The following is a 20,604-nucleotide window of genomic DNA, read 5'->3' on the forward strand; positions in this document are numbered from 1 at the left end:
TAGGTCCCGCAGAGCAGCGCTCCGAGGCCCGCCCGGGATACCGAGGCAACCGGGGTGAGCGTTGAGCCTGGCGACATGATGGGACAGTTCGTCTCGAGCGCCATGCCGTCCGCACAGCGGCTCACACAAAACGGACTGTCCGATCACCGACCAGCAATGGCTCGCCAACCGTGCCCGGCGACAAGGCTGCGCCCTCGGGTTCAGCGACCGCCGGGGGCTCACACGCGGCGGGCGACCGACTCAGTCAACCGAACCACCGCCCGGCGGTACGTCGCCCTGTCGGGGTTCGGGAACCGGACATTGTGGCGGTAGTAGCGGTGGAACGCGATGCGTAACAGCCCGTCATGTCTCGATCACCCTGAGGCGAAGCCTTTCGGACTGCCCATCCATCAATACGCGAAGGCTGGACGCCGGTGGGCATCCGCTCAGCAGTCAGAAAAGTTCCAGAACATGCCGACCTCGGTGTCCGAAACGACGACCAAGCCACAGTCCTCGGTGTAAACGCTCAGCGGGCTGTACGCACAACTCGACGACGTGAAGTCGAGCGCGCCACGCACATGACCGGGCATATTGATGTTGGTGTGATATCGGGCCCCATCGCCGTAACGCCCGAGTACTGTGCGCGCCATCACCCGCAATTCCTCCTCACTCTCCGTGAATTGCCTCAGATTGGACAGCGTGCAGCGGTCATCGGTGAGGGCCAGAAGCAGATTCACGGCACTGAGCGTTTTCAGTGTGGCCACTGATCGGGTGACGGGATCAGTGCCCGCAACGCACGAGGCTCCCGTGCCGTTGGGGGAGGTGTTCGAAGTCTCAACCCGCAGGCACAGGAGCCGCGTTGGTTCTGTATTCTGCCGCAGTCGACCTGCCTCACGCCCTGGTCGAGTGGGTCACCATGCTCATCGTCACCCGCGAGGGTGACCGACGGTGCAAACTCCCGCCGCACCAGCTTGCGCTGGTCGGCCTGGTGTACCTGCGCCGCCATGACACCCTCGCCCAACTCGCGGCAGGCTTCGGCATCTCCGTCGGCACCGCCCACGCCTACACCACAGCAGTCATCGCGCTGCTCGCGGACCGCGCACCCGGGCTCCTGCGGGCTCTGCGCGAAGCCGACCCCGACTACGTCCTGCTGGACGGCACCCTCGCGGAGTGCGACCGGGTAGGCGACAGCCGGGCCGACTTCTCTCAAAAGCACCGACGTCACGGCGTGAACGTGCAGGTGGTGAGCGATCCAGTCGGACGACTGCTGTGGATCTCGCCCGCCCTGCCCGGCCGCGCGCACGACCTGACCGCAGCCCGCACTCACCGGATCATCCGAATCTGCGAACGCCAGGGAATCCCGATCCTCGCCGACCGCGCCTACATCAGAGCCGGCCCATGGGTGACAACACCACGCAGACGCCCACCAGGCCGCGGCCTCACACCAACCCAGCAAACCGTCAACCGCGCGCTGTCGGCAGCACGCGCCCCGGTCGAGCGCGGCGTCGCACGACTGAAGTCCTGGCGGATCTTCCGCAAGGCCCGGTGCAGTCCCAACCGCATGTCGTCAATCGCAGCCGCCATCCTCACCCTGGAGCGGCACCGCTGAAAAGGCTCACTGTTCCGGTCGATCTCCTGCAGGCGCGACGCCACGTAGTTCCGGGAGTGGACGGCGAAGGGGTAGGTGGGAGAGGTCTCGCGCTCCGGCGCCTGGGCCGCGTCGTCGAGACCGGACCAGCCTCGCGGGTCCGGTACGCGCGCCATCAGCGCGAGGAGGTCAAGGACCCAGTCCTCGTGGCGGCGCGGGCCTGTGGCGTCGTACGGGTACGCGTCCTCGTACAGGTGACGTACCGCAGCTTCCCAGGATGCCTGGTTGACGGACATCGGGTGTCAGCTCTCTCGGTAGGACTCACGGAACAAGGCGACCTACCCTGCAACTTTTCAGGATCCCTCCGCCACTCACTTCCTGGACCATGTGCCTGACATGAAGCCCCCGGCACGCGGCCCGCCGGCGAGCTGAGAACCTGCGAGGGAGGACGTTCAGATGAGGATCGGACGACGGTTGGGAGCTCTGCTCGTGGGAGCGCTGCTCACGGGAGGAGCGAGCCTCGGGACAGCTACGTCGGCACAGGCGTACAACCCCGACCCGAGACTGACGTTCAAGTACGTCGACACGGACAACTGCCCCTGTTCCATCGGCGACTCGTACGACGGCACCTACTTCCGTCATGACCCCGGCGGAAAGGCCGTCAAGATCAATCTGTACCACCCCGACACGGGAGCCTGGCTGGGCAAGATCGAGTGGCACCCTTACGGCGAAAAGCTCTGGGTCTACGACACCAAGAACGACGGTGACACCTTCTACGTGCAGCTCGAGTACGTCACTGCTACCGGCACGCTGCCCACGGGGCCCGTGGTGTCAGCGCCCGGAACGTCCGCCGCCGTCGAGTACACGACGTACGACTACAACCTCAGTGAGGGCGCGGGGCACATGCTCTTCGTCTACGACGACGCTGGCAAGGGCGACTACATAGGCGGCGCCGGCGTCACTACCTGACGCCATGGTCGGGCGGGCCCGCGGGCCATCCTGGCGTGCCTATCACCGAGCATGGTCGCCAGTCCGCACTCGCAGGGGTGCTGTATCCGCGTACAACGCAAAGGGTGACCGTACGACAACCGTGCGTACGCGGGCCACCCCTGGCAGACGCCCTCCGCGCCCACCACCGTGGTCCCATGAGCACAAGCACCCCTCGGCTCCCCGCCGCCACGCAGACGTTCACGCTGCAGTTCTCATCCACCAGGCTCGGTGCCCGTCTCGCCCGTCTGCTCACCTCCGAGCAGCTGCGGACCTGGCAGGTCTCACCCGGAGTCGCCGACCGCACGGAGCGGATCGTCGCGGAGCTGGCCGCCAAGGCGGCGCTGCACGGCCGGGTCCAGGGCCGCGACTTCCGCCTCGCCCTTGCCAACGACTCGGCCGCCGGCGTCCTGCGCGTCGCGGTCACTGACGCCCGCGGGGACCAGCTGCCCTCTCCCGTGGCGGATTTCCTCAGGCCGCCGGACGCCGAGTCGGGGCGAGGGCTGCTCATCGTCGCCGCCCTCGCCGACCGGTGGGGCAGCGAACCGTATCCGCCCAGCGGTAGACCGTCTGGGCCGAGTGCGACTTCCGAGCGGCTGATCACGCCGACTGAGGTGCACCCCCGCCAACTCGCGATCAAGCCAACAGCTCAATCCCCGTTGCTCATGGCCGACACGTTCGCTGCGGCTGTCGACCGTGCTGATCGCGTTCGCTGTGGGTGTGTACGGGTGCGGTGTCGCGGCGGGCCTGGTCGAGTTCGCGTACACGCGCCTTTATGCGAACCAGTCCGGGCTCTCGCTGGTGACAGTGGAGAACACCACCAGCTACGCGGTCGCGCCGTGGTTGGAGGAACTGGTCAAGATATCCCCGCTGCTGTTGGCCGGGCTGAGCCTCAAGGTGCGGCGGCAGTGGGGGCTGACCGACTACGTGGTGGTGGGCGCGGCCCTGGGCGGTGGATTCGGACTGCTGGAGGCGTGCTCAGGTTCGGCCTGGTCGCGGATCGAGTCATCGTGCGGGACGGCGCGTGGGTTGTCCCGGACTCGCTCTTCGCACCTTACGTGCCGAGCCCTGACCAGGCGCTAACAGCCTGGTTGCCCGCTCCGTTCGGACAGTTGTCGACGGGTGCCGTCCCGACGACAGACACGTTCACATACCTCGTGTGGACGTCCGTGGCCGGATTGGGCGTCGGCATGCTGTGGCGTACCCAGGGTTGGGTGCGCCTCCTGGCACCGGTGCCGCTCGTCGCTGCCTCGGCGTACCACACGCTGCACAACTACGTCGTGCAGGAACCGGGTGAGTGGGCCGAGCCATGGTTGGAGACGGCGGATGCGAACGCGTGGGCTGCGCCGCTCGCGTGCTTGGCCGTCGCCATGGCCGTCGACGTCCGCCAATTGCAGCGCGGCAAGCGGAACATGCCTGACGTACTACTGGATGCCGAGCGTGCCGAGGGCGACAGTGTGGGGCGGCCCGGCGCTGTCCGGATACCTGAGAATCGTCTCCCAGGACCCCCGACGGGCGGCTACGGCCGTACAGCAGCTCGACGATCTCCTCCTTGTGGGTCTTCAGTCGTCCGAGATCGCGGGCGACGTCGAGTTGTTCCCGAAGATCGAGCCGCCGGCGGGAAGGAGCGTCGAGGACTGTCTCCGCATCATCCGCGCGCACCTGGTCCGCCAGCTCGAGAATCCCGTACCGGCGGCGCAGTCCCTGCCCACCGGCAGCTGGGAGGCCCGGGCCCGATTCCCCGAACTCCACCAGTTCCTCGGCAGCTATTTTCATCAGGACTTCTTCGACGAATACGCCTCCCGGGACGACCGGAATCAACTCGCCACGGACATCTCCCGCCTGCTGACACTGGCCGGCACCGACGGAGAACTGAAGCAGGCCGTCTCGCTCCTGGGCATGGAGGTGTCGCCGCCCGCGGGCGCGGACATCCGGCGATGGCTGAGGGACGTGCACGGCACCGTCTCCCGCTACCCGGAGGCGTGAACCAGGCACTGCGGTCGTCGACATTCGGACTTCATGCCCTGAAACAGCGGTTCCACCGGTCGGTAACGTCCAACGGCCTGTGAGGCCCGCGAAGTGATGCATCTCGCTGACGAGCACAGCACAGAACAATGCGTTGACGTCGCTAACACGCTATTGTCATGCTTGGGATGCGAACAAGGCGTGCTGACACGGCTAGAGCGGCGGCTTGGCCCCCGGCACCCAGTCGAGGCCGAAGCCGTAGGCGGCGTCGATGAGTTGCTGATCCGACAGCAACGGTGTGGCGGCGAACCAGCGGACCTCGCGCCGCAGGTCGAGCGCCGCGCTCCGTCCTGGGGTCAGCAGGGCGATGGCGCACGAGGTCGCTCCGGCCGGGGAGTCGTCGAGCGGGAGACGCCATGTTCCGCTCGGCGCGCTGACGGTGACGACGCCTCCGAGGGTGCGGAAGTCGGCCGCGCCTTCGTAGAGGTAGACGTAGGCGAGGAGTTTGGTGAACTGATGCCGGTACTCGAGGTTGATACGCAGCGTCTCGCCGTCCGAGGACTCGCCGGTCCGGTCGTCCTGGTCGAGGCTGACGTAGGGCCAGGCGTCGAGATCGCCGAACTGCGCGCCGAGGGGCTGCACGGCCGTTCCGACTCCGTCACGGGTGAGGACCATGCAGCCCAGGTCGAGGTCGGCTTCTGCCGTGAGCGACCAGTTCAGATTCATCTGGAGGACGCCGCGCCCCGTGATTTCGGCACGCGGTGTCTGCCTGGTGAGGTCGACGCTACGGGAGAGCGACGCCGGCCTTGCAGCCCCGGCCCGTCCTCCGCTCAGGTCGATGATGCCGCGCTGCCTTCCGTCGCCGCTCAACGGACGCCCCCATACTTCATTGATCTGCGTAACCGCCTTACGCCACGCCGCCCAAGCCGTGTGATCGTCGTCTATTATTGCGCGTCTAGTGAAGGAGATGTGAAGGTCTCCGTCAGTTCATTCTGTGCGGCAAGGGTCTACGTGGCAGCCACCACAGCCCAGTCCTCGCCGCACTCGGATTTGCACGAAGTCCCGGAGTCACCGGGCAGGGGTGGGGAATGATCACGGGGATACAGCTCGACAAAGGGGTGACAGCGCGTCACCTCGGGGACATAGCGCAGAACCCCGCACTAGCCCCACGGGCCGAAGAATTGCGCGCGCTGGCACAGGCACTCGACTCCGACGACGTGGAGGCCCTCGACCCGTGGGCCGATCTGGACCTGATGGCCCACTTCGCCCGGCCGGAGAGCATCGCGGCGCCGGCGGACAACGGTCGAGGTGAGCGATTCGACTCCGCACTCGACTGGGTACTGGGCGCCTTGGTCTTCCTGCCGCTGCTCTTCACCTGGTTCGGTCTGTGGCAGGCATCCAGTGCCTACGGGGCGCTCACCGGGGACGATCCCAAGGCTGCCGGACGGCCGTTCCTTCAGTTGTGGCAGTCCGGCTTTGACGGGCACCTGGGCCAGACCTTCCGCTTCGGCCATGTCGCCGTGGGTGGATGCCTCGCCCTGCTCATGCTCTTCGTTCTCACGGCCGTGCACGGCTACCGGCGCACCGCCGCCGAGCGGCGCGAGCAAGAGGCCCAGGGGAGGTCCCGAGCGGCCCTGACCCGTCTGGTTCCGGTTCTCACGCGTGCGCAGCTCTCACTCAACGAGCACCGGTTCGCCTCGCCCCAGCGTTTCGCGGCGGAGCTCAACTCCGCGGCCGGCCGACTGCAGCGCATGCACACCAAGGCCATCGCCACGCAGGAGGAACTCACACGGGCAGCCGAGCTGGTGAGTGCGGCCGCCGACAAGGCGGAGAAGCGGCTCGCCCAGGCGGAGGCGTATGTGAGGCCGATCGAACAGGTGGTGCTGCGGATCGAGGAGACCGTCCGGGACAGCGGAACGGCCATTCAGACAGCGGTACAGGGCTTGGACGACCCGCTGACGGAGGCAGGTCGCCGTCTGGCCGATGCGCTCAGCGGGCAGACCGGCGTCCTCGACAAGGCACTGGAGGAGCTGAGGACCGCCGGGGACGCCATGCGAGACGTTCTCGCACGCGCGGCGGACCGGTTGGAAACGGCGGTCGGGGACAACGGCGACCGCGTACGCGGCGCCCTGTCGGACGCGGCGCAACAGGTCGAGGAGTCGTTGACCGTACTGGCCGCGTCGCAGCGCGGGTTCACCACCGGTGTCGAGGTCGTGGCTGATGTCAACGGCCGTCTCCTCAACGATCTCGGCGCGGTGGCCGACCGAACCGGTGAGGCCGCCGAGGTGTCCCGGGAGGTTCTGCTCGGTGTCGAGGCTCGCGGCCGGGCCGTTCAGGAGGCGACGGATCGCTTCGCCGCAGTAACCGACGTTCTCGAGCGGGTCCTTCGCGAAACCGAGGCGGCGCGGTCTGAGGCAGAAGCGGCGCGGGCGAGTGCCGAGGCCGCCCAGCGCCGCGCGGAGAGCCGACTGCGACAGGCCGATGAGCCGGGCGCCGGCGTCGGACCGGTGCGGTGAGGAGCCCGCTGAGGCGACGCCTCCGGTTCACCCCGCTTCATCTGGCCGGATGGCTCTTCGCCGACATGTTGCTCGTGCTCGCTCTGGTTTCCATGGGAGACCGTGGCGATCCTCTTGCCGCGCAGCCCTCCGCCCGCCCCTCGAAGCCGGCCGAGACCAAGCCGTCACCGGAACCGAGCCGGACACCGACGGGGCCACGTTCGGTGGAGCGTAAACCGGTGAAGATCCATCTAACGGCCGCGGTGGGCGACGACGCCACGATGGTGGAACGGCTTCGCGAATCCACGGCTCGCTTCGAGGGTCGCAGCGCAGCCTTCGTACTGACCTTCGGCCAGGCCGCCGATCCTAGTGACGGTCAGGCGTACGCGCAGGACGTCAACAAGTCCTTGCGCAAGGCGCGCCCCACCATGTTCGCCGACGCGACGACACGGGACTTCTGGTTCAACGGCGCTTCCGGCGCCGCCGATCTGGAGATCTACTTCTACACCCGTTGACGGCCACAGCCCGTCCCGCACTCAGGAGAATGAAACCGTGCAACTGCTCCCCTTCTACATGGTGTGCGACGAGTCCGGGTCCATGGCCGGTGGTGGCGTGGACGCCATCAACGCGGCCCTGCCCGACCTGCACCAGGAGATCAGCACCAACCCCAGCGTCGCGGACAAGACCCGCTTCGCACTCATCGGTTTCTCCACCCAGGCGTCCGTACTGCAGCCGCTCGCCGACCTGAGCGAACTGACGCAGCTGCCGTCCCTGTCGGCGGGTGGAGTGACGTCCTTCGGGGCGGCCTTCCGGCTGTTGAAGGACACCATCGAGAAGGACGTCGCCGCGCTCAAGGCGGATGGGCACGACGTGTACCGGCCCGTGGTGTTCTTCCTCTCCGACGGCATCCCTACGGACGAGGGCTGGCGCACGGAGCTCAAGGAGCTCAACGCGTTCCGCTACGCCCCGAAGATCATCGCGTTCGGTATCAGTGACGCCGACGCCGCGACCATCACCGAGGTGGCCAACTTCAAGGCGTTCCTCCAGCAGAACGACTCCATCTCACCGGCTGTCGCACTGCGGGAGTTCGCGTCGAGTCTCACCCGGTCCATCGTCAGCTCGGCCACCAGTATGTCCGCCCAAGGCGGGGACGGTTTCCAGCTCCAGGTCGACGAGCAGGTGCCCGGCTTCACCAGCCTCTCCCTGGACAAGCTGTGAGCGGCCCGGTGCAGCCCGGTGAAGCCCACGGGGCATGGCACGATCCGGGGTATCTCGGCGGGCGAGTCGACACCGACAGTCTCGACGAACACCTCGCGAGCATCCCCGACGGCATTTACGTACACGACACTCGGGAAACAGCAGCGCGCACGGAACCGCTCGCCGGAGCGAAGCCGTTCGCGTCTCCAGTTCCGGAACATACCGTGCTGTCCCAGTCGGCCGCGGAGCCTGAGGACACGCCCTTGCGCGGAGCGCCTGCCCATGTCGGTCAGCGGCCGCCCAGCTATCCGCCCCACCCTTTGCAGTGCCCCACAGTGCGGGACGGGGACGGTTTCGCGGCCTTCACCCCGGCAGTGCTCCTGGACGGCGCCCGGATCGGGCGACTGACCGTGCGGGCCGCGTCCGTGCGAGGTGACTCCCACAACTGGGAGGGCACGTGCCGCCAGGACGCCATGGTGGTGACGCGCGTCGGCCCTCCGGAGGCGGAGTTCCTCCTCCTGGCCGTCGCCGACGGAGTGGGTTCGGCGAAGTACTCACACCTCGGGTCCCACCAGTTCGCCCGTCAGGCAGCCGTCGAGCTGGACCGGGTAGCGGAACACATCCATGCGGCGTTGACGGCTCGGGACGAGGTCGAGCTCCGCGGGATCGCGAACAAGGCGGTCGGGCACGCCGTCGGTGCGCTGCGCTTCGGCCAGGAGTACGCCACCACCCTGCACGTCCTCCTGGTGCCCACCGACCCCCGTATCCGCGAGCGCGTGGTGTTCAGCGTGGGTGACGGCGGGCTCTTCGTGCTGCGTGAGGGTAGGTGGGAGAAGGGCGAACCGGTCAGTGAGGGCACGCTCCTGGACACGCGCACCGAGGCCCTCCCTCACGCCTACGGCACCGTCAAGGCGCACCTCCTGCCTGCCGTGCCCGGCGAGGTCCTCCTCCTGGGGACCGACGGCATCACCAATCCGCTCACCCAGCAGAATCCCGAGTTCGCCCAGCACCTCGCGCACGCATGGGGCGGTCCCGAAGTGCCGTCACTGTCCGACTTCCTGTGGCAGGCGCAGACGAGGGCCAAGTCCTATGACGACGACCGGACGGTCATCTGCGTGTGGGAGGCGGAGGCGTGAGCGCGGAGGACGGGACCGACGTCGCACGTTCCTCCCTCGTGCTGGGGGAAAAGATCGGGAGTGGCGGTCAGGGGGACGTGCACGCGGTGGCCGGCGGGCCACTGCTGTTCAAGGAGTACAAGAATCCGTGCTCGGTCGACGGTGGTGCCCTGACCGACCTGGTCGGTCTTCGGCAGGGTCTGGACCAGAAGGGCCGAAGCCGACTGGATGCTCTCGCCGCCTGGCCGCTGTGCCGTGTGGTCGAGGGCGGCCGGACGCTCGGCTTCCTCATGAGGAGTGCCCCGTCCACCATGATGTGGCGCACCTCGGCCGGAGCGTCCAAACTCCTCGAACTGCAATATGTGATCAGGGCACCGAAGGCGGCTTGGCAGGAGGTCGCACAGCCGACTCCCCGGCAGCGCAGGGCCCTGGCTCTCGCCTGTGTCGAGGCCATCGGCTGGTTCCACGACGCCGGACTCGTCATAGGCGACATCTCACAGGCGAACGTGCTGTGGTCGCTCTCCCCGGAGCCCGTCGTGTATTTCCTGGACTGTGACGGGTTCCGCCGCGTGGGGCGCGGAGCCGTCCAGGCCCAGGCCGGTACCCCCGACTGGAACGATCCTCTCGCGTCCTCCACCGATGCGACGGTCGACACGGACGCGTACAAGACGGCGCTCGTGGCGGGGCGCATAGTCGCCCAAGAACCGTACGTCGCGCCGGGGCAGGCCCTGGAACTCGTCCCTGGTTGTCTCGACGACCGTCAGGGTGAGGCGGTGCGACGACTGTTCGCGCAGGCCGCCGGTGAGCGCGGGACCCGGCCCAAGCCGGGCGAGTGGCAGACGGCGTTGAGTGACCGCGGCGTCATCACACTTACTGCGGTCACGCCCCGGCCCCGGCCTGCCATTGATCCGACGGTGCTGGACGGCGCACGAGACCGGACGCCCATCAGGTTGCGAGGCTCCGGTCCCGCATAGTGTTGCACCTGGAATTCCTGTTGGGGAAACGATGACGACGACGAATGAGGAGCAGGCGCGGTACCCGGAGTTCCGGCTCCGGCTGCCCAACGGCGGACCGTACGCGCGGGGACGGGTGCTGCCGTCGAAGGGGATGAACGGCAGTCCGCAGTTCCTGGTGCTGGCCGATTCACCAGTACGGCCGGAGACGCTGCCGGGTACCGGGCCCTACGCGACGGCGCAGCGGGAGGCGCTGGTCGAGGAGGGCGCCATCCGGGAGTCGGAGCGCTGGCCGGGCTACCTGGAGACCTCACGGGACATCGAGTGCAACTCGCCCTCCGCCGCCGCGTCGATCGTGGCGGGACGCGGCTCGGACGCCCTGACCGAGTGGCGCACGGAGGAGGATTTCCCGCTCGTCAACTACCTCGGGCACTCGTGGCGCCAGCCCCGCAAGGCCTGGCTGGTGCGTGGGTCCAACGTGGCGGGACGGAACCTGGTGAAGCGCCTGTGGCTGTCGGACGGGCTGGTGACCCTTCCGGCGACGCACCTGCCGTTGATCGACGAGAGCGATCCCACCAAGAGCGCGCTGCGCCGGTACGTCCAGGAGGGGTACGACGCCACGACCTCCTACAGCCAGAAGCAGGCGATGGTCGACGAGCTGTACTACTTCCTCGCGCAGATGCGCCCCGGAGACACCGTCTGCACCATCTCGGGGGGACTGCTCCACGTCGGTCTCGTCGACGGCGGCGCGGAACGGGTCGACTCCGAGGGCGGGCTCACCAGCCTGCGCCGCAGAGCTACGTGGCGGAGCGACGGCGTGCCCTACGACCAGCTGCCGGAGGCCTTGCAGCAGAAGCTGTCCGTGCAGCACGATGTCGTCGACCTCACCGGCGTGCTTCCCCTCATCGACGGGCTGGGGCGGAGCGACGCGGAGCTGGTCGAGGAGGCCGGGGCGGCGGATCGCGACCCGACCACGGAGGTGCCGGCCATCGTCGCCCGCCGCGACCCGGAGTTGCCCGAGCCCACGGACGATCTGGCCGCCGAGTTGCTCGTGCACGACACGGCATGGCTGCGCGAGGTGCGTGACCTGCTCGCCGACGAGCGCCAACTGGTCTTCTACGGCCCTCCGGGCACCGGCAAGACCTACCTGGCCCTGAAGCTCGCCGAGTTCCTGGGCGGTGGACCCGAGCAGGTCAAGCTGGTTCAGTTCCATCCTTCGTACGCCTACGAGGACTTCTTCGAGGGGTTTCGGCCGAAGGAGGACGTGGAGACCCGGAAGGTCGACTTCCGGCTCACCGCGGGCCCGCTGCGCGAGCTCGCGGACCTCGCTTCCCGGGAGGGCAACCGGCACGTCCCGCACTTCCTGGTCATCGACGAGATCAACCGCGCCAACCTCGCGAAGGTCTTCGGTGAGCTGTACTTCCTGCTGGAGTACCGGAACAAGTCGGTGCGTCTCACTTACTCCGGTGACGACTTCGCGCTGCCGCCCAACCTGTTCGTCATCGGCACCATGAATACCGCGGACCGGTCGATCGCCCTCGTCGACTCCGCCATGCGGCGGCGGTTCGCGTTCGTGGAGTTGTCGCCGCGCACCGAGCCGACGAGAGGGCTGCTGCGGCGCTGGCTGGAGCGGGATGGCAGGGATCGTGAACCGGCTGATCTACTCGACGCGCTCAACTCCCGTATCGACGATGCCGACTTCCGTGTCGGGCCCTCCTACCTGATGAAGAAGGGCGTCTTCCGGGAGGGCGGACTCGAGCGGACCTGGCGGACGAAGATCCTGCCGCTGCTGGAGGAACACCACTACGGGGAGGGTATGGACGTCGAGGCCCGGTACGGGGTTGCCGCTCTGCGCGAGACGCTGAGATGACGACGTTCACGTCCGCCGGAGACGGCAGGGCGGAGGGGATGGCAGCGGCAGACCTCCTGTCCGGCGTCGACCTCACCGAATACGAGGCGGTCAACGGACTGGCGCTGCCGGACGGGGTAGGGCGGGCGCTGGCGGCGGGAGATGTCGTCGACGCGGCGCCCGACCCGTACGTGTCCGGTCGCTGGTCGCTGCGGGCCGGCTCCAAGGTCGGGGCGGTGGCGGTCTCAGTGCCGGGTGCGCGGGAGCCGTTCACAGTGCGGGTGGCTCCCAAAGTGCCCATCGCCCGGCTCTTCTTCCTCCTTGGTTACAGCCTCGATCCCACTGGCGGCTGGCGCGACGGGGAGGTGGGTGTGAGTGAGTACGACGGGCTGATGCCCGCCCTCGCCCATGCCGTCGAGCGGCAGATCGACCGCGCGCTGCGTCAGGGGCTGCTGCAGGGGTACCGGTGCGTGGAAGAGAGTTCACTGATCGTCCGGGGACGGATCAGGGAGGCCGAGCAGATCCGGCGGCGGTTCGGGGCGACGCTGCCGGTGGAGGTGGCCTACGACGAGTTCACCACCGACATCGCGGAGAACCGCGTGCTCCGCACAGCCGTCGAGCGGCTGTTGCGCCTGCCAGGTGTTCCGCGTGATGTGCGGCGCAGGCTGCTGCGTCAGCGGGCGCGGCTCGCCGATGTGACGCCGGTCGTGCGGGGGCAGGAGCTGCCAGGATGGCGGCCGACCCGGCTCAACTCCCGATACCCCCATGCGCTGCGCCTCGCCGAGGTCTGTCTGCGCGGAGCATCGGCCGATCACTCGCCCGGCGGTCTGCGTATCGACGGGTTCCTGTTCGACATGAACCAGCTCTTCGAGGACTTCGTGACCGTCGCGCTGCGTGAGGCGGTACGTGGCGGGGGCCGCACGTCCCGGCTGCAGGACTCGCATCATCTGGACGAGGCATCGGCGATCCGTATGCGACCGGACTTCGTGCTGTACGGCGCCGACGGCATCCCGTGCGCGGTCGTGGACGCCAAGTACAAGGCTGAGAAACGGGGCGGCTATCCGGACGCCGACCTGTATCAGATGCTCGCCTACTGCACCGCTCTGGGCCTGCGAGAAGGACACCTGGTCTACGCGAAGGGCAACGCCCCGCACGTGTCCCATCAAGTGCGGCACGCCGGCATCCTGGTCCACCAGCACGCTCTCGACCTGGACCAGGACCCTGCCGGTCTGTTGGCCGACATCGGCCGGGTGACACGGCGGATGTACAGCGTCTGAGGCTGCCGCACCCCCGTGGAACGGCGGTCGGCCACCCGTATGATCGACTGCTCAGGGTCAGTCCGGGGTGGGGAGTGGGCACCGTGCCACAGCTTGCGTTCGCCAACAGTTTCTGGGAGAGCTACGACGCTCTCGAGAAACCGGTCAGGAACGGCGTGCGCAAGGCGATGCAAAAGTTCCAGCAGCTGACCGTACCGGAGCTGCAGCAGGACAAAGGGCTGCATCTCGAATCGGTGGAGAAGGCAGCCGACCGTCGTATGCGGACCATCCGCATCAACGATTTCTGGCGGGGTGTCGTGCTGGCCCCGGACGACGGCAGTGACGTGTTCCTCCTGGTCAACGTGGTCCGGCACGACGACGCCTACACCTGGGCCGCCAAGCGGCTGTACACAACCAACTCCGCCACCCGGGCCCTCGAGGTGCGCAACGTACGGGCGATCGAGCAGTTGACGCCGCAGCTCGAGAAGGCGGCCGCCACCGCTCCCTCCCTGCTGTTCGCCGCGTACTCGGACACGGTGCTGCGCGAGCTGGGTGTCGACGACCAGGTGCTGCGGGCCGTGCGCACCGTCGTCGACAAGGCGCAGCTGGAGGCCTTCGGCACACTGCTGCCGGAGGACCAGTTCGAGGTGCTGCAGTACCTCGCCGAGGGCTTTCCTCCCGAGGAGGTCTACCGGGACGTTGTCGCCGTACGCCGACCCGTGCCCGCCGGCCCCGATCCCGACGAGACGCTCGCTGCGGCCATCGCCAACACGGCGAGCCGGATCACCCTCGTCAGCGGACCGGAGGAGCTCGCCGAGATCCTCGAGAAGCCGTTCGCCGCCTGGCGGGTGTTCCTGCATCCCTCCCAGCGCCGGGTCGCCTACCGGGTGTCGTATGGCGGCCCGGTGCAGGTGACCGGCGGGCCGGGGACGGGCAAGACGGTGGCTGCGCTGCACCGGGTCAAGCATCTCCTGACCAGATCGTCCGACACTCGGATTCTCCTCACCACGTACACCAACGCGCTGGCCGCCTCGTTGCGCGAGAACCTCGGTCTGCTGCTGGACGGTGAAGGGTCGCTGCTCAACCGGGTGGAGGTGACCACGGTCAACGCGTACGCGCGTGGTGTCGTGGCCCGTATCGAGGGCAGCGTGCCCTCTCCCGTCGGTGACCGGGAGGAGCGGCAGCTGTGGCAGCGCGTCGTCAAGAAGCTGGGGCTGCCGTGGACGGAGCAGTTCCTCGCGCAGGAGTACCGGCACGTGGTGCTGGCTCAGGACGTGCGCACACTGGACGCCTATCGCTCGGTCTCTCGGCGGGGACGCGGCAGCGCCTTGGGTCCGGCCCGGAGGGGGCAGCTGTGGCCTGCGGTCGAGCTGTTCGAGTCGATGCTGCGCGACCAGAGGGCGACGACGCATCTGAAGGTGTGCGCCAGGGCCGCAGAGCTCTTGGCCGCTTCCGTGCCCACGCACGATCACGTCGTGGTCGACGAGGCGCAGGACCTGCACCCGGCCCAGTGGCGGGTGCTGCGCGGCGCGGTGGCGCCGGGCGGCGACGACCTGTTCCTCACCGGCGATCCGCACCAGCGCATCTACGACTCCCGGGTCTCACTCGGTTCGCTCGGCATCTCCGTGGCGGGGCGCACCCACCGGCTACGCATCAACTACCGCAGCACGGAGGAAATCCTTACCTGGTCGACCGGCATCCTGGCACCGGTGTCCGTCGACGACCTGGGAGGTGAGGGCAGTGACACTCTGGCCGGGTACCGTTCGCTGCTGCACGGCCGACGGCCGCAGGTGGCGGGGCACGGCTCGGAGCAGGCGGAGGTCGCGGCGCTGGTGGAGCGGGTCCGGGGCTGGATCGCTCAAGGCATCGCTCCGTCCGACATCGGCGTGTGCACCCGGTTCAACGTGCTGCTGGACAAGGCATACGACCGGTTGACCGCGGCCGGGATACCTGTGGTCCGGGTCAAGGACGGTCAGGGCTCCGGTGTTGACGGCGTACGTCTCGCGACGATGCACGCCATGAAGGGGCTGGAATTCCGTTGTGTCGCAGTCCTGGGTATGACGGCGGGTGCGGTGCCGTTCGCGCGCGAAGTGACACCCGCCTCGGTCGACTCCTTGCAGCACGACTCCGACCTGATGCGGGAACGCTGCCTTTTGTTCGTTGCCTGCACCCGGGCACGCGAGGCTCTGGCCGTCACGTGGAGCGGAGCGGGCAGCCCGTTCATCCCGGTGGACTTGTGACGAGCCGTCACCCAGGCGGTCGCAGCGCACCGTTGCCGATGCCGTCGCGGGCCAGCTCGGATGCCTGTCTGCTCAGTTCGGCGACTCGGCGCGCCAGTTCCTGAAATGCCTGCAGCCCGCGGAAGGCATCTCCGTAACGGCGCTGCTCGGCGATGTCCATCTGTGGGATGCGGGCCCCCTTGCCATCCAGCCGGAAGGTACCGCTGGCGCTCGTGGAACGCCGGGTGTTGGACGCGCTGCGCAGGAAACCCTGTAGGAAGTCCGTGTCGAGTTGATCGCTGGTCGACACGGGTTCCAGGTCTTCGTACTCGACCAGACCCGCGCGCGCGAGGTCGGACACGCTCACCGAGGAACCGTCCAGGACGCCGGAACCCTCTCCGGAGACCAGCTCCGGTAGCGACTGGGCCAGCATCCGCACCTGTTCGCTCAACTCCTGCCGGACCTCCGCGTACTCGGCCGCGTAGTCCCGGTGCGATCCCTCCACGTGGCGCCCGGGCGTGAGGTCGACCGTGTCGTCGAGGAGATCGATGAGCGGAACTTCGGCGATCTGCTCGAGTGCCGGCTCCAGCTCTCCGTCCGGGTCGTTGGCGGTCAGGTCGATCATGCGCACGCTCGTCGCGGCGTCGCTCACGGTCGCAGGGCGGCGCAGGTGCCACAGGTGCACGGGGAGGGCGTGCGAGGCCGCGCTGCCCGCCGGCAGGGAGACGACCTGGGTGAGGACGCCGCGGCGCACCAGCTCGGCGCGGATGCGCCGGCCCGCCTTGCGGTAGGCGACCGAAGCAGGCATGACCATGATGACCTGACCGCCCGCAGCGGTGTGCGCGTACGCGTGCTGGAGCCAGGCGAGCTCGCCTTCGGCTCGCGAGGGTGTTCCGAGCTCCCACCGGGAATCGAGAAGCAGGTCCTCCCGCCCCCAGTCGGCGTCGCCCACTGGAGGGTCGCAGACGACGAGGTCCGCTTTGAGACTCGGCCATTTGTCATCACGCAAGGAGTCCCCGGCGACGATGTCCACGTCGGTACGGCCCGCGAGATCCGCGCGCAACTGGGCGAACCGAGCACTGTGCAGCTCGCTCTCCTGGCCTCGCCGTCGCGGTCCGCGATCCGGACCGACGGCGAGCAGCAGAGAACCGATTCCGCATGCGGGATCGAAAACGGTGGCGTCAGATGCCACTTCAGCCGCGAAGTGGCGCAGTGCCCGAACGATGCGCGGCGAGGTGACCTGGTCAGACCCGGCTCTGCGTACGGAGTCCGTGAAGCGCTCAGCCAGAGCCTCCACCACTTCGCTGGTCGGCCCTGTCTCGGCAAGGGCATCCACCAGACGAACGGCGTCTGCCGGCAGCTCGGAGGATTCCGGCGTCTTCCCTTCGGAGAGAACCTGCGCGACCGCCGCGAGCCCCCGGATCATGTCCTCACCGTAAGTCGCCCGCAACGCCTGCCAGAGCTGTACCTCCTCGGACACATCCTGGCCCTTCCGCATCTTGCTCAGCCATTTCTGCACATCGGCCAAAGCGAAGAGCGGGCTGTTCGCACTCCCACCGGCGGGTGCGGGGAAGTCGTCATACCGGCGTCTCCAATTGGAGACCGCGGCACGGGTGACGCCTGCGAGCCGAGCGATCTCGGAGCCGGTGACCATGGGGGCGTCCGGGGCCGCGGGAGTGTCTACCATAGTCCGTTACGGTACACACCACCTACTTCCGGTTCAATGAACCCCTTCGTTGACTACGCTAACGGCATCGTTGGGTCGATCATTCGTAAAGCACGTGCCGGACTGCATAGGCAGCGGAACGATGGGGATGCCAGCCCGTTCACTTCGAGACTCGGGCATCGAGACGATGCGTCCCGCAGCGCACGGCGGCCCGTTGCGGGCGGGGCCCAGCGTCTGTCACCGTTTCCCGCCCGGCTTGCTCACACCGGCAGCGCGTGCAGCTTCTTCCCATGCAGGGCGAAGACGTGTTTGCCGTCGGTTGCCACCAGCCAGGCGTGGTAGTCGCCCGTCTTGTCGTTGAACGTCCAGCGCACCGCGCCGGTCCTCGCGTCGATGGCGATGATGCCGCCCTGCTTGTCCAGGTCCGTGGCGCCGTAGAGGGTGTCGCCCGCCTTGACGTACTGGCGCGGCACCTGGAGTCCCGCGTCCGCGAGGGCCTCGGACTTCCAGAGCTGTTTGCCGGTCCGCGGGTCTACGGCCCACATGGTCCTGGCGCTGTCGGCGATGTAGAGGACGTCGTCCAGGACGGCCGGTTCGCGGAAGAGGGCCCCGTCCGACGCGTCCAGGGACCACTTCTCCTTGCCGTCGGCCAGGTTGAATGCCTGGAGCACGTTCCCTTGGGGGACGATGACCAGGTCCTGGTGGACGGTGAAGAAGCCGTAGTTCGTCTTGGTCGTCTTGTGTGTCCACACCTGCCCGCCGCTCGCGGTGTCGCGCACGGTGAGGTTCTTCTTGAAGTCTGTGTAGACGAGGTGGCGGCCCCGGACGGCGGCGTGGATGCCGTTCTGCTCGGTGCCGACGTCGCGCTGTTCCTTCCAGGCGATCCTGCCCGTGGTGCTGTTGAGGGCGGCGATGACGTTGGTCTTGGACGAGCCGTCCTCCTCGAGGATCTCGGCGATGACGTACACCTGCTCCTCGTCCACCGCGATCGGGCGCGGTTGCCGGTACTCCTTGCCCAGCCGGCTGCGCCAGGTCTCCTTGCCGGAGGCCGGGGCGTATCCGATGACGGAGCCGTCGTAGTCGCTGCTGGCCAGGTACAGGGTGTCTTCGCCGAGCAGCAGGGGTGCGCCGGGGACCGCACCGCCCGGCAGGGACCACTTCTGCCCGCCGGTCGCGGCGTCGAGGGCGGCGAGCGGACTGCCGCTGGCGATCACGACGCCGCCCGCGGCCACCAGTTCGTCGTTGTCACCGTAGGTCTCGGCCGAGGTCGGCTTCGTCCACAGCGGTTTTGGAGCCTGGCCCTTCTCGCCGGCACCGGCGCTCGCGCCGCCACCGTCGCCGGAGCCCTTGCCGCCGCCGTTCGGCTCGTCACCGCCGGTGCTTCCCGGCTCCTCGACGTCCACGGAGTCCTCGTCGCAGCCGACCGTACCGGCGGTCAGCGCCGCCAGCGCGAGACCGCCGCCGGCCAACCGCAGTACCCGCCGCCGGGAAGGGGCACCGAAGGCCCCAGGTGTTCTGTCGTCCGACGTGCTGTCTCGCCTGACCATGTGCCGTACCCCCGTGATGTGATGCGTCAGTGCAGGAACCCGAACAAGGAGGCCCAGGCCCTACCGAACATACGGACGTGTGCCTCTGCGACCAGGACGTTAGCCGGGCTCCCGGGCCGCTCACACCGCCGGATCCCAACCGCGACAGCACCGTGAAGCAATCGAGACAACTCGTCGCCGACCCACTTCACGCGCCTCACGACGGTGCCGCGGACGGCCGCCCCGCCTGACCTCAGGCCCCCTCCGCAGCCGGGTCGAGGGCCTTTCCCAGGAGATCCACCAGCTGGCGCAGCTCGTCGTCCCCCAGCCGTGCGAAGGGCGTCAGCGCCAGCGTGGCCTCGATGACCGCCGCCCGCACGCGGCGCCCGTCGTCCGTCAGAGCCACGACGCGTGAGCGGCGGTCGGCGGGGTCTGCGGAGCGTTCGACCAGGCCGCGGTCGGTGAGCTGGTTCATGACGAAGCTGAGGTTGGGCGCGTTGCAGTACAGGCGGCCGGCCAGTGTCTTCATCGAGGGCGGTGCCTGGTCCGGGTCGATGGCCCACAGTGCCTGAGCGGTCGCGGGGGTCAGGCCGTGCTCCGCCAGGACGGCCTCGATCCGGTCGCCGGTCTGCATGAAGAGCTCGTGGTTCGCCGCCACCGCCGCCTCGAGGGTGCTTCGCGTCATGGACTCATCGTACGCCCACTTACTTCGAGACTCGAAGTGTATGTATGTTGGAGTCAATTGCTTCGAGGCTCGAATCATCTCTCCGCGGGCCGCTCCATGCCCGCATCCAGCCGCACAGAAAGCGCTCACCCATGCACGACTACACGAACACCACCGCCCTGGTCACCGGCGCGTCCAAGGGGCTGGGCGAGGCCTACGCACGCGAACTCGCCGCCCGCGGCGCGCACTTGGTGCTCGTCGCCCGCTCGGCCGACGCGCTGAACGCCCTCGCCGACGACATCCGGGCCACGCATTCCGTCCGCGTCGACGTGATCGCCGCGGACCTGTCCGACCGGCCGTCGCCGCAGCGGGTCCTCGATGCCGTCGACGGACTCGCCCTGGACGTGGATCTCCTGGTCAACAACGCCGGGATGGGGGCCGTGGGTCCCTTCCTCGGCCGGCCCCTCGCGCCCAACCTCCAGTCCGTCGACGTGAACGTCACCGCCCTGGTCGGACTGGTCCACCTCCTGGGCGCCCGCATGGTCGAACGCGGCCGCGGCGGCATCGTCAACATCGCCTCCACCGCCGCCTTCCAGCCCCTGCCGTACCAGGCGAGCTACGCCGCCACCAAGGCGTTCGTGCTCTCCTTCACCGAGGCGGTCGCCGAGGAGGTCCGCGGCACCGGCGTACGCGTGATGGCGGCCCACCCGGGAGCCACCGCAACGGGGTTCTTCGACGGGACGACCGCGTCCATGAACCCCAGGTTCACGGATGCCCCCGCCGACGTGGCCGCCAGGACGCTCGACGACTTCGCCCGGGGCCGGGCCGTCTCCTTCCCCGGGCGTGGCTCCCAGCGCATCGGGGTCTGGGCGTCGCGGGTGCTGCCTCGCACCACGGTCACGCGTGTCACGGGCGCCCTAAACCGCCGACTGGGGTTCCGCGACGTCAGCGACCGCGATCCCGCCGCCGCGCCGGGGCAGTGACGACAGTGACCGGGTCGCACGAGTGACGGCGCTCGTGGTTTCAGGTGGCGAAGGCGCCGCCGCGCGGTCGTTCCGGACAAGGATCGGTGATCCGGACTCAACGACCGTTGCCTCTCGGCGTGTTCCTCACATAGGGTCCCGTCAGCGACACCAGGCGTCAGC

18 protein-coding genes and 1 pseudogene are annotated in these 20,604 nt (G+C 68.4%); 14 read left to right on the top strand and 5 right to left on the bottom strand.

All coding sequences use genetic code 11. The features are described from left to right. Nucleotides 1-425 precede the first annotated feature (425 nt). On the bottom strand, nt 426-716 hold the full coding sequence (locus ACFV9J_RS15675; protein ID WP_385354413.1) for a hypothetical protein: 291 nt from the start codon (nt 714-716) through the stop codon (nt 426-428). Between the two features lie 122 nt (nt 717-838). Between ACFV9J_RS15675 and ACFV9J_RS15680 the strand changes: the two genes are divergently transcribed. From ACFV9J_RS15680 to ACFV9J_RS15700, 5 genes and pseudogenes are all read left to right on the top strand, one after another. Continuing rightward, nucleotides 839-1,588 (top strand): transposase family protein, encoded by a 750-nt coding sequence (locus ACFV9J_RS15680; protein WP_385354415.1) that lies wholly within the window; start codon nt 839-841, stop codon nt 1,586-1,588. Nucleotides 1,589-2,056: 468 nt separating this feature from the next. Then, complete coding sequence (locus ACFV9J_RS15685; protein ID WP_385354417.1) at nt 2,057-2,536, top strand: hypothetical protein; 480 nt, start codon at nt 2,057-2,059, stop codon at nt 2,534-2,536. 176 nt (nt 2,537-2,712) lie between these two features. Then, nucleotides 2,713-3,027: pseudogene (locus ACFV9J_RS15690) on the top strand (ATP-binding protein); the annotation flags it as partial. 223 nt (nt 3,028-3,250) lie between these two features. Continuing rightward, the gene (locus tag ACFV9J_RS15695) at nt 3,251-3,637 is read left to right on the top strand and encodes a PrsW family glutamic-type intramembrane protease (RefSeq protein ID WP_385354419.1); all 387 of its coding nucleotides are present in this window, start codon (nt 3,251-3,253) and stop codon (nt 3,635-3,637) included. Nucleotides 3,638-3,994: 357 nt separating this feature from the next. After that, nucleotides 3,995-4,540 carry a contact-dependent growth inhibition system immunity protein gene (locus ACFV9J_RS15700; protein ID WP_385354421.1) on the top strand — a complete coding sequence of 182 codons (546 nt, stop codon included), beginning with the start codon at nt 3,995-3,997 and terminating at the stop codon, nt 4,538-4,540. 192 nt (nt 4,541-4,732) lie between these two features. Here the strand turns inward: ACFV9J_RS15700 and ACFV9J_RS15705 are convergent, their stop codons facing one another. Next, the gene (locus ACFV9J_RS15705) at nt 4,733-5,245 is read right to left on the bottom strand and encodes a tellurium resistance protein (protein WP_385354423.1); all 513 of its coding nucleotides are present in this window, start codon (nt 5,243-5,245) and stop codon (nt 4,733-4,735) included. 491 nt (nt 5,246-5,736) lie between these two features. Between ACFV9J_RS15705 and ACFV9J_RS15710 the strand changes: the two genes are divergently transcribed. The 8 genes from ACFV9J_RS15710 to ACFV9J_RS15745 all read left to right on the top strand — a co-directional run bounded on the left by ACFV9J_RS15710 (nt 5,737) and on the right by ACFV9J_RS15745 (nt 15,624). Continuing rightward, nucleotides 5,737-7,035 carry a hypothetical protein gene (locus ACFV9J_RS15710; RefSeq protein WP_385354425.1) on the top strand — a complete coding sequence of 433 codons (1,299 nt, stop codon included), beginning with the start codon at nt 5,737-5,739 and terminating at the stop codon, nt 7,033-7,035. Between the two features lie 65 nt (nt 7,036-7,100). Further along, on the top strand, nt 7,101-7,529 hold the full coding sequence (locus ACFV9J_RS15715; RefSeq protein WP_385354427.1) for a hypothetical protein: 429 nt from the start codon (nt 7,101-7,103) through the stop codon (nt 7,527-7,529). 37 nt (nt 7,530-7,566) lie between these two features. Continuing rightward, nucleotides 7,567-8,232, top strand: a complete 666-nt coding sequence (locus tag ACFV9J_RS15720; protein WP_309316761.1) for a VWA domain-containing protein — start codon at nt 7,567-7,569, stop codon at nt 8,230-8,232. Between the two features lie 314 nt (nt 8,233-8,546). Further along, on the top strand, nt 8,547-9,347 hold the full coding sequence (locus tag ACFV9J_RS15725) for a protein phosphatase 2C domain-containing protein (RefSeq protein WP_385354429.1): 801 nt from the start codon (nt 8,547-8,549) through the stop codon (nt 9,345-9,347). Beyond that, nucleotides 9,344-10,300: a hypothetical protein gene (locus tag ACFV9J_RS15730; protein WP_385354431.1), complete on the top strand. Its 957-nt coding sequence runs from the start codon at nt 9,344-9,346 to the stop codon at nt 10,298-10,300. Before ACFV9J_RS15725 ends, ACFV9J_RS15730 begins: the two co-directional genes overlap by 4 nt. Before the next feature lie 31 nt (nt 10,301-10,331). Beyond that, nucleotides 10,332-12,149: a DUF4357 domain-containing protein gene (locus tag ACFV9J_RS15735; protein WP_385354433.1), complete on the top strand. Its 1,818-nt coding sequence runs from the start codon at nt 10,332-10,334 to the stop codon at nt 12,147-12,149. A gap of 38 nt (nt 12,150-12,187) precedes the next feature. Next, complete coding sequence (locus tag ACFV9J_RS15740; protein WP_385354435.1) at nt 12,188-13,405, top strand: McrC family protein; 1,218 nt, start codon at nt 12,188-12,190, stop codon at nt 13,403-13,405. An 83-nt stretch (nt 13,406-13,488) separates the two neighbouring features. Then, nucleotides 13,489-15,624, top strand: coding sequence for a UvrD-helicase domain-containing protein (locus ACFV9J_RS15745; RefSeq protein WP_385354437.1), 2,136 nt, complete (start codon nt 13,489-13,491; stop codon nt 15,622-15,624). A gap of 7 nt (nt 15,625-15,631) precedes the next feature. Here ACFV9J_RS15745 and ACFV9J_RS15750 read toward each other — a convergent pair whose 3' ends face one another. From ACFV9J_RS15750 to ACFV9J_RS15760, 3 genes are all read right to left on the bottom strand, one after another. Beyond that, the gene (locus ACFV9J_RS15750) at nt 15,632-17,257 is read right to left on the bottom strand and encodes a class I SAM-dependent DNA methyltransferase (protein WP_385354439.1); all 1,626 of its coding nucleotides are present in this window, start codon (nt 17,255-17,257) and stop codon (nt 15,632-15,634) included. A 272-nt stretch (nt 17,258-17,529) separates the two neighbouring features. Continuing rightward, a complete protein-coding gene (locus tag ACFV9J_RS15755) occupies nt 17,530-18,816 on the bottom strand; it encodes a PQQ-binding-like beta-propeller repeat protein (protein ID WP_385354441.1) in 1,287 nt (428 codons plus the stop codon). Nucleotides 18,817-19,048: 232 nt separating this feature from the next. Continuing rightward, the gene (locus tag ACFV9J_RS15760) at nt 19,049-19,480 is read right to left on the bottom strand and encodes a MarR family winged helix-turn-helix transcriptional regulator (RefSeq protein ID WP_385354443.1); all 432 of its coding nucleotides are present in this window, start codon (nt 19,478-19,480) and stop codon (nt 19,049-19,051) included. 131 nt (nt 19,481-19,611) lie between these two features. Between ACFV9J_RS15760 and ACFV9J_RS15765 the strand changes: the two genes are divergently transcribed. Further along, entirely contained in the window at nt 19,612-20,442 is an 831-nt protein-coding gene (locus ACFV9J_RS15765) for an SDR family NAD(P)-dependent oxidoreductase (protein ID WP_385354445.1), read from the top strand. The last annotated feature ends 162 nt before the right edge of the window (nt 20,443-20,604 follow it).

Source organism: Streptomyces sp. NPDC059906 (assembly GCF_042730645.1).
Taxonomy (GTDB): Bacteria; Actinomycetota; Actinomycetes; order Streptomycetales; family Streptomycetaceae; genus Streptomyces; species Streptomyces rubrogriseus.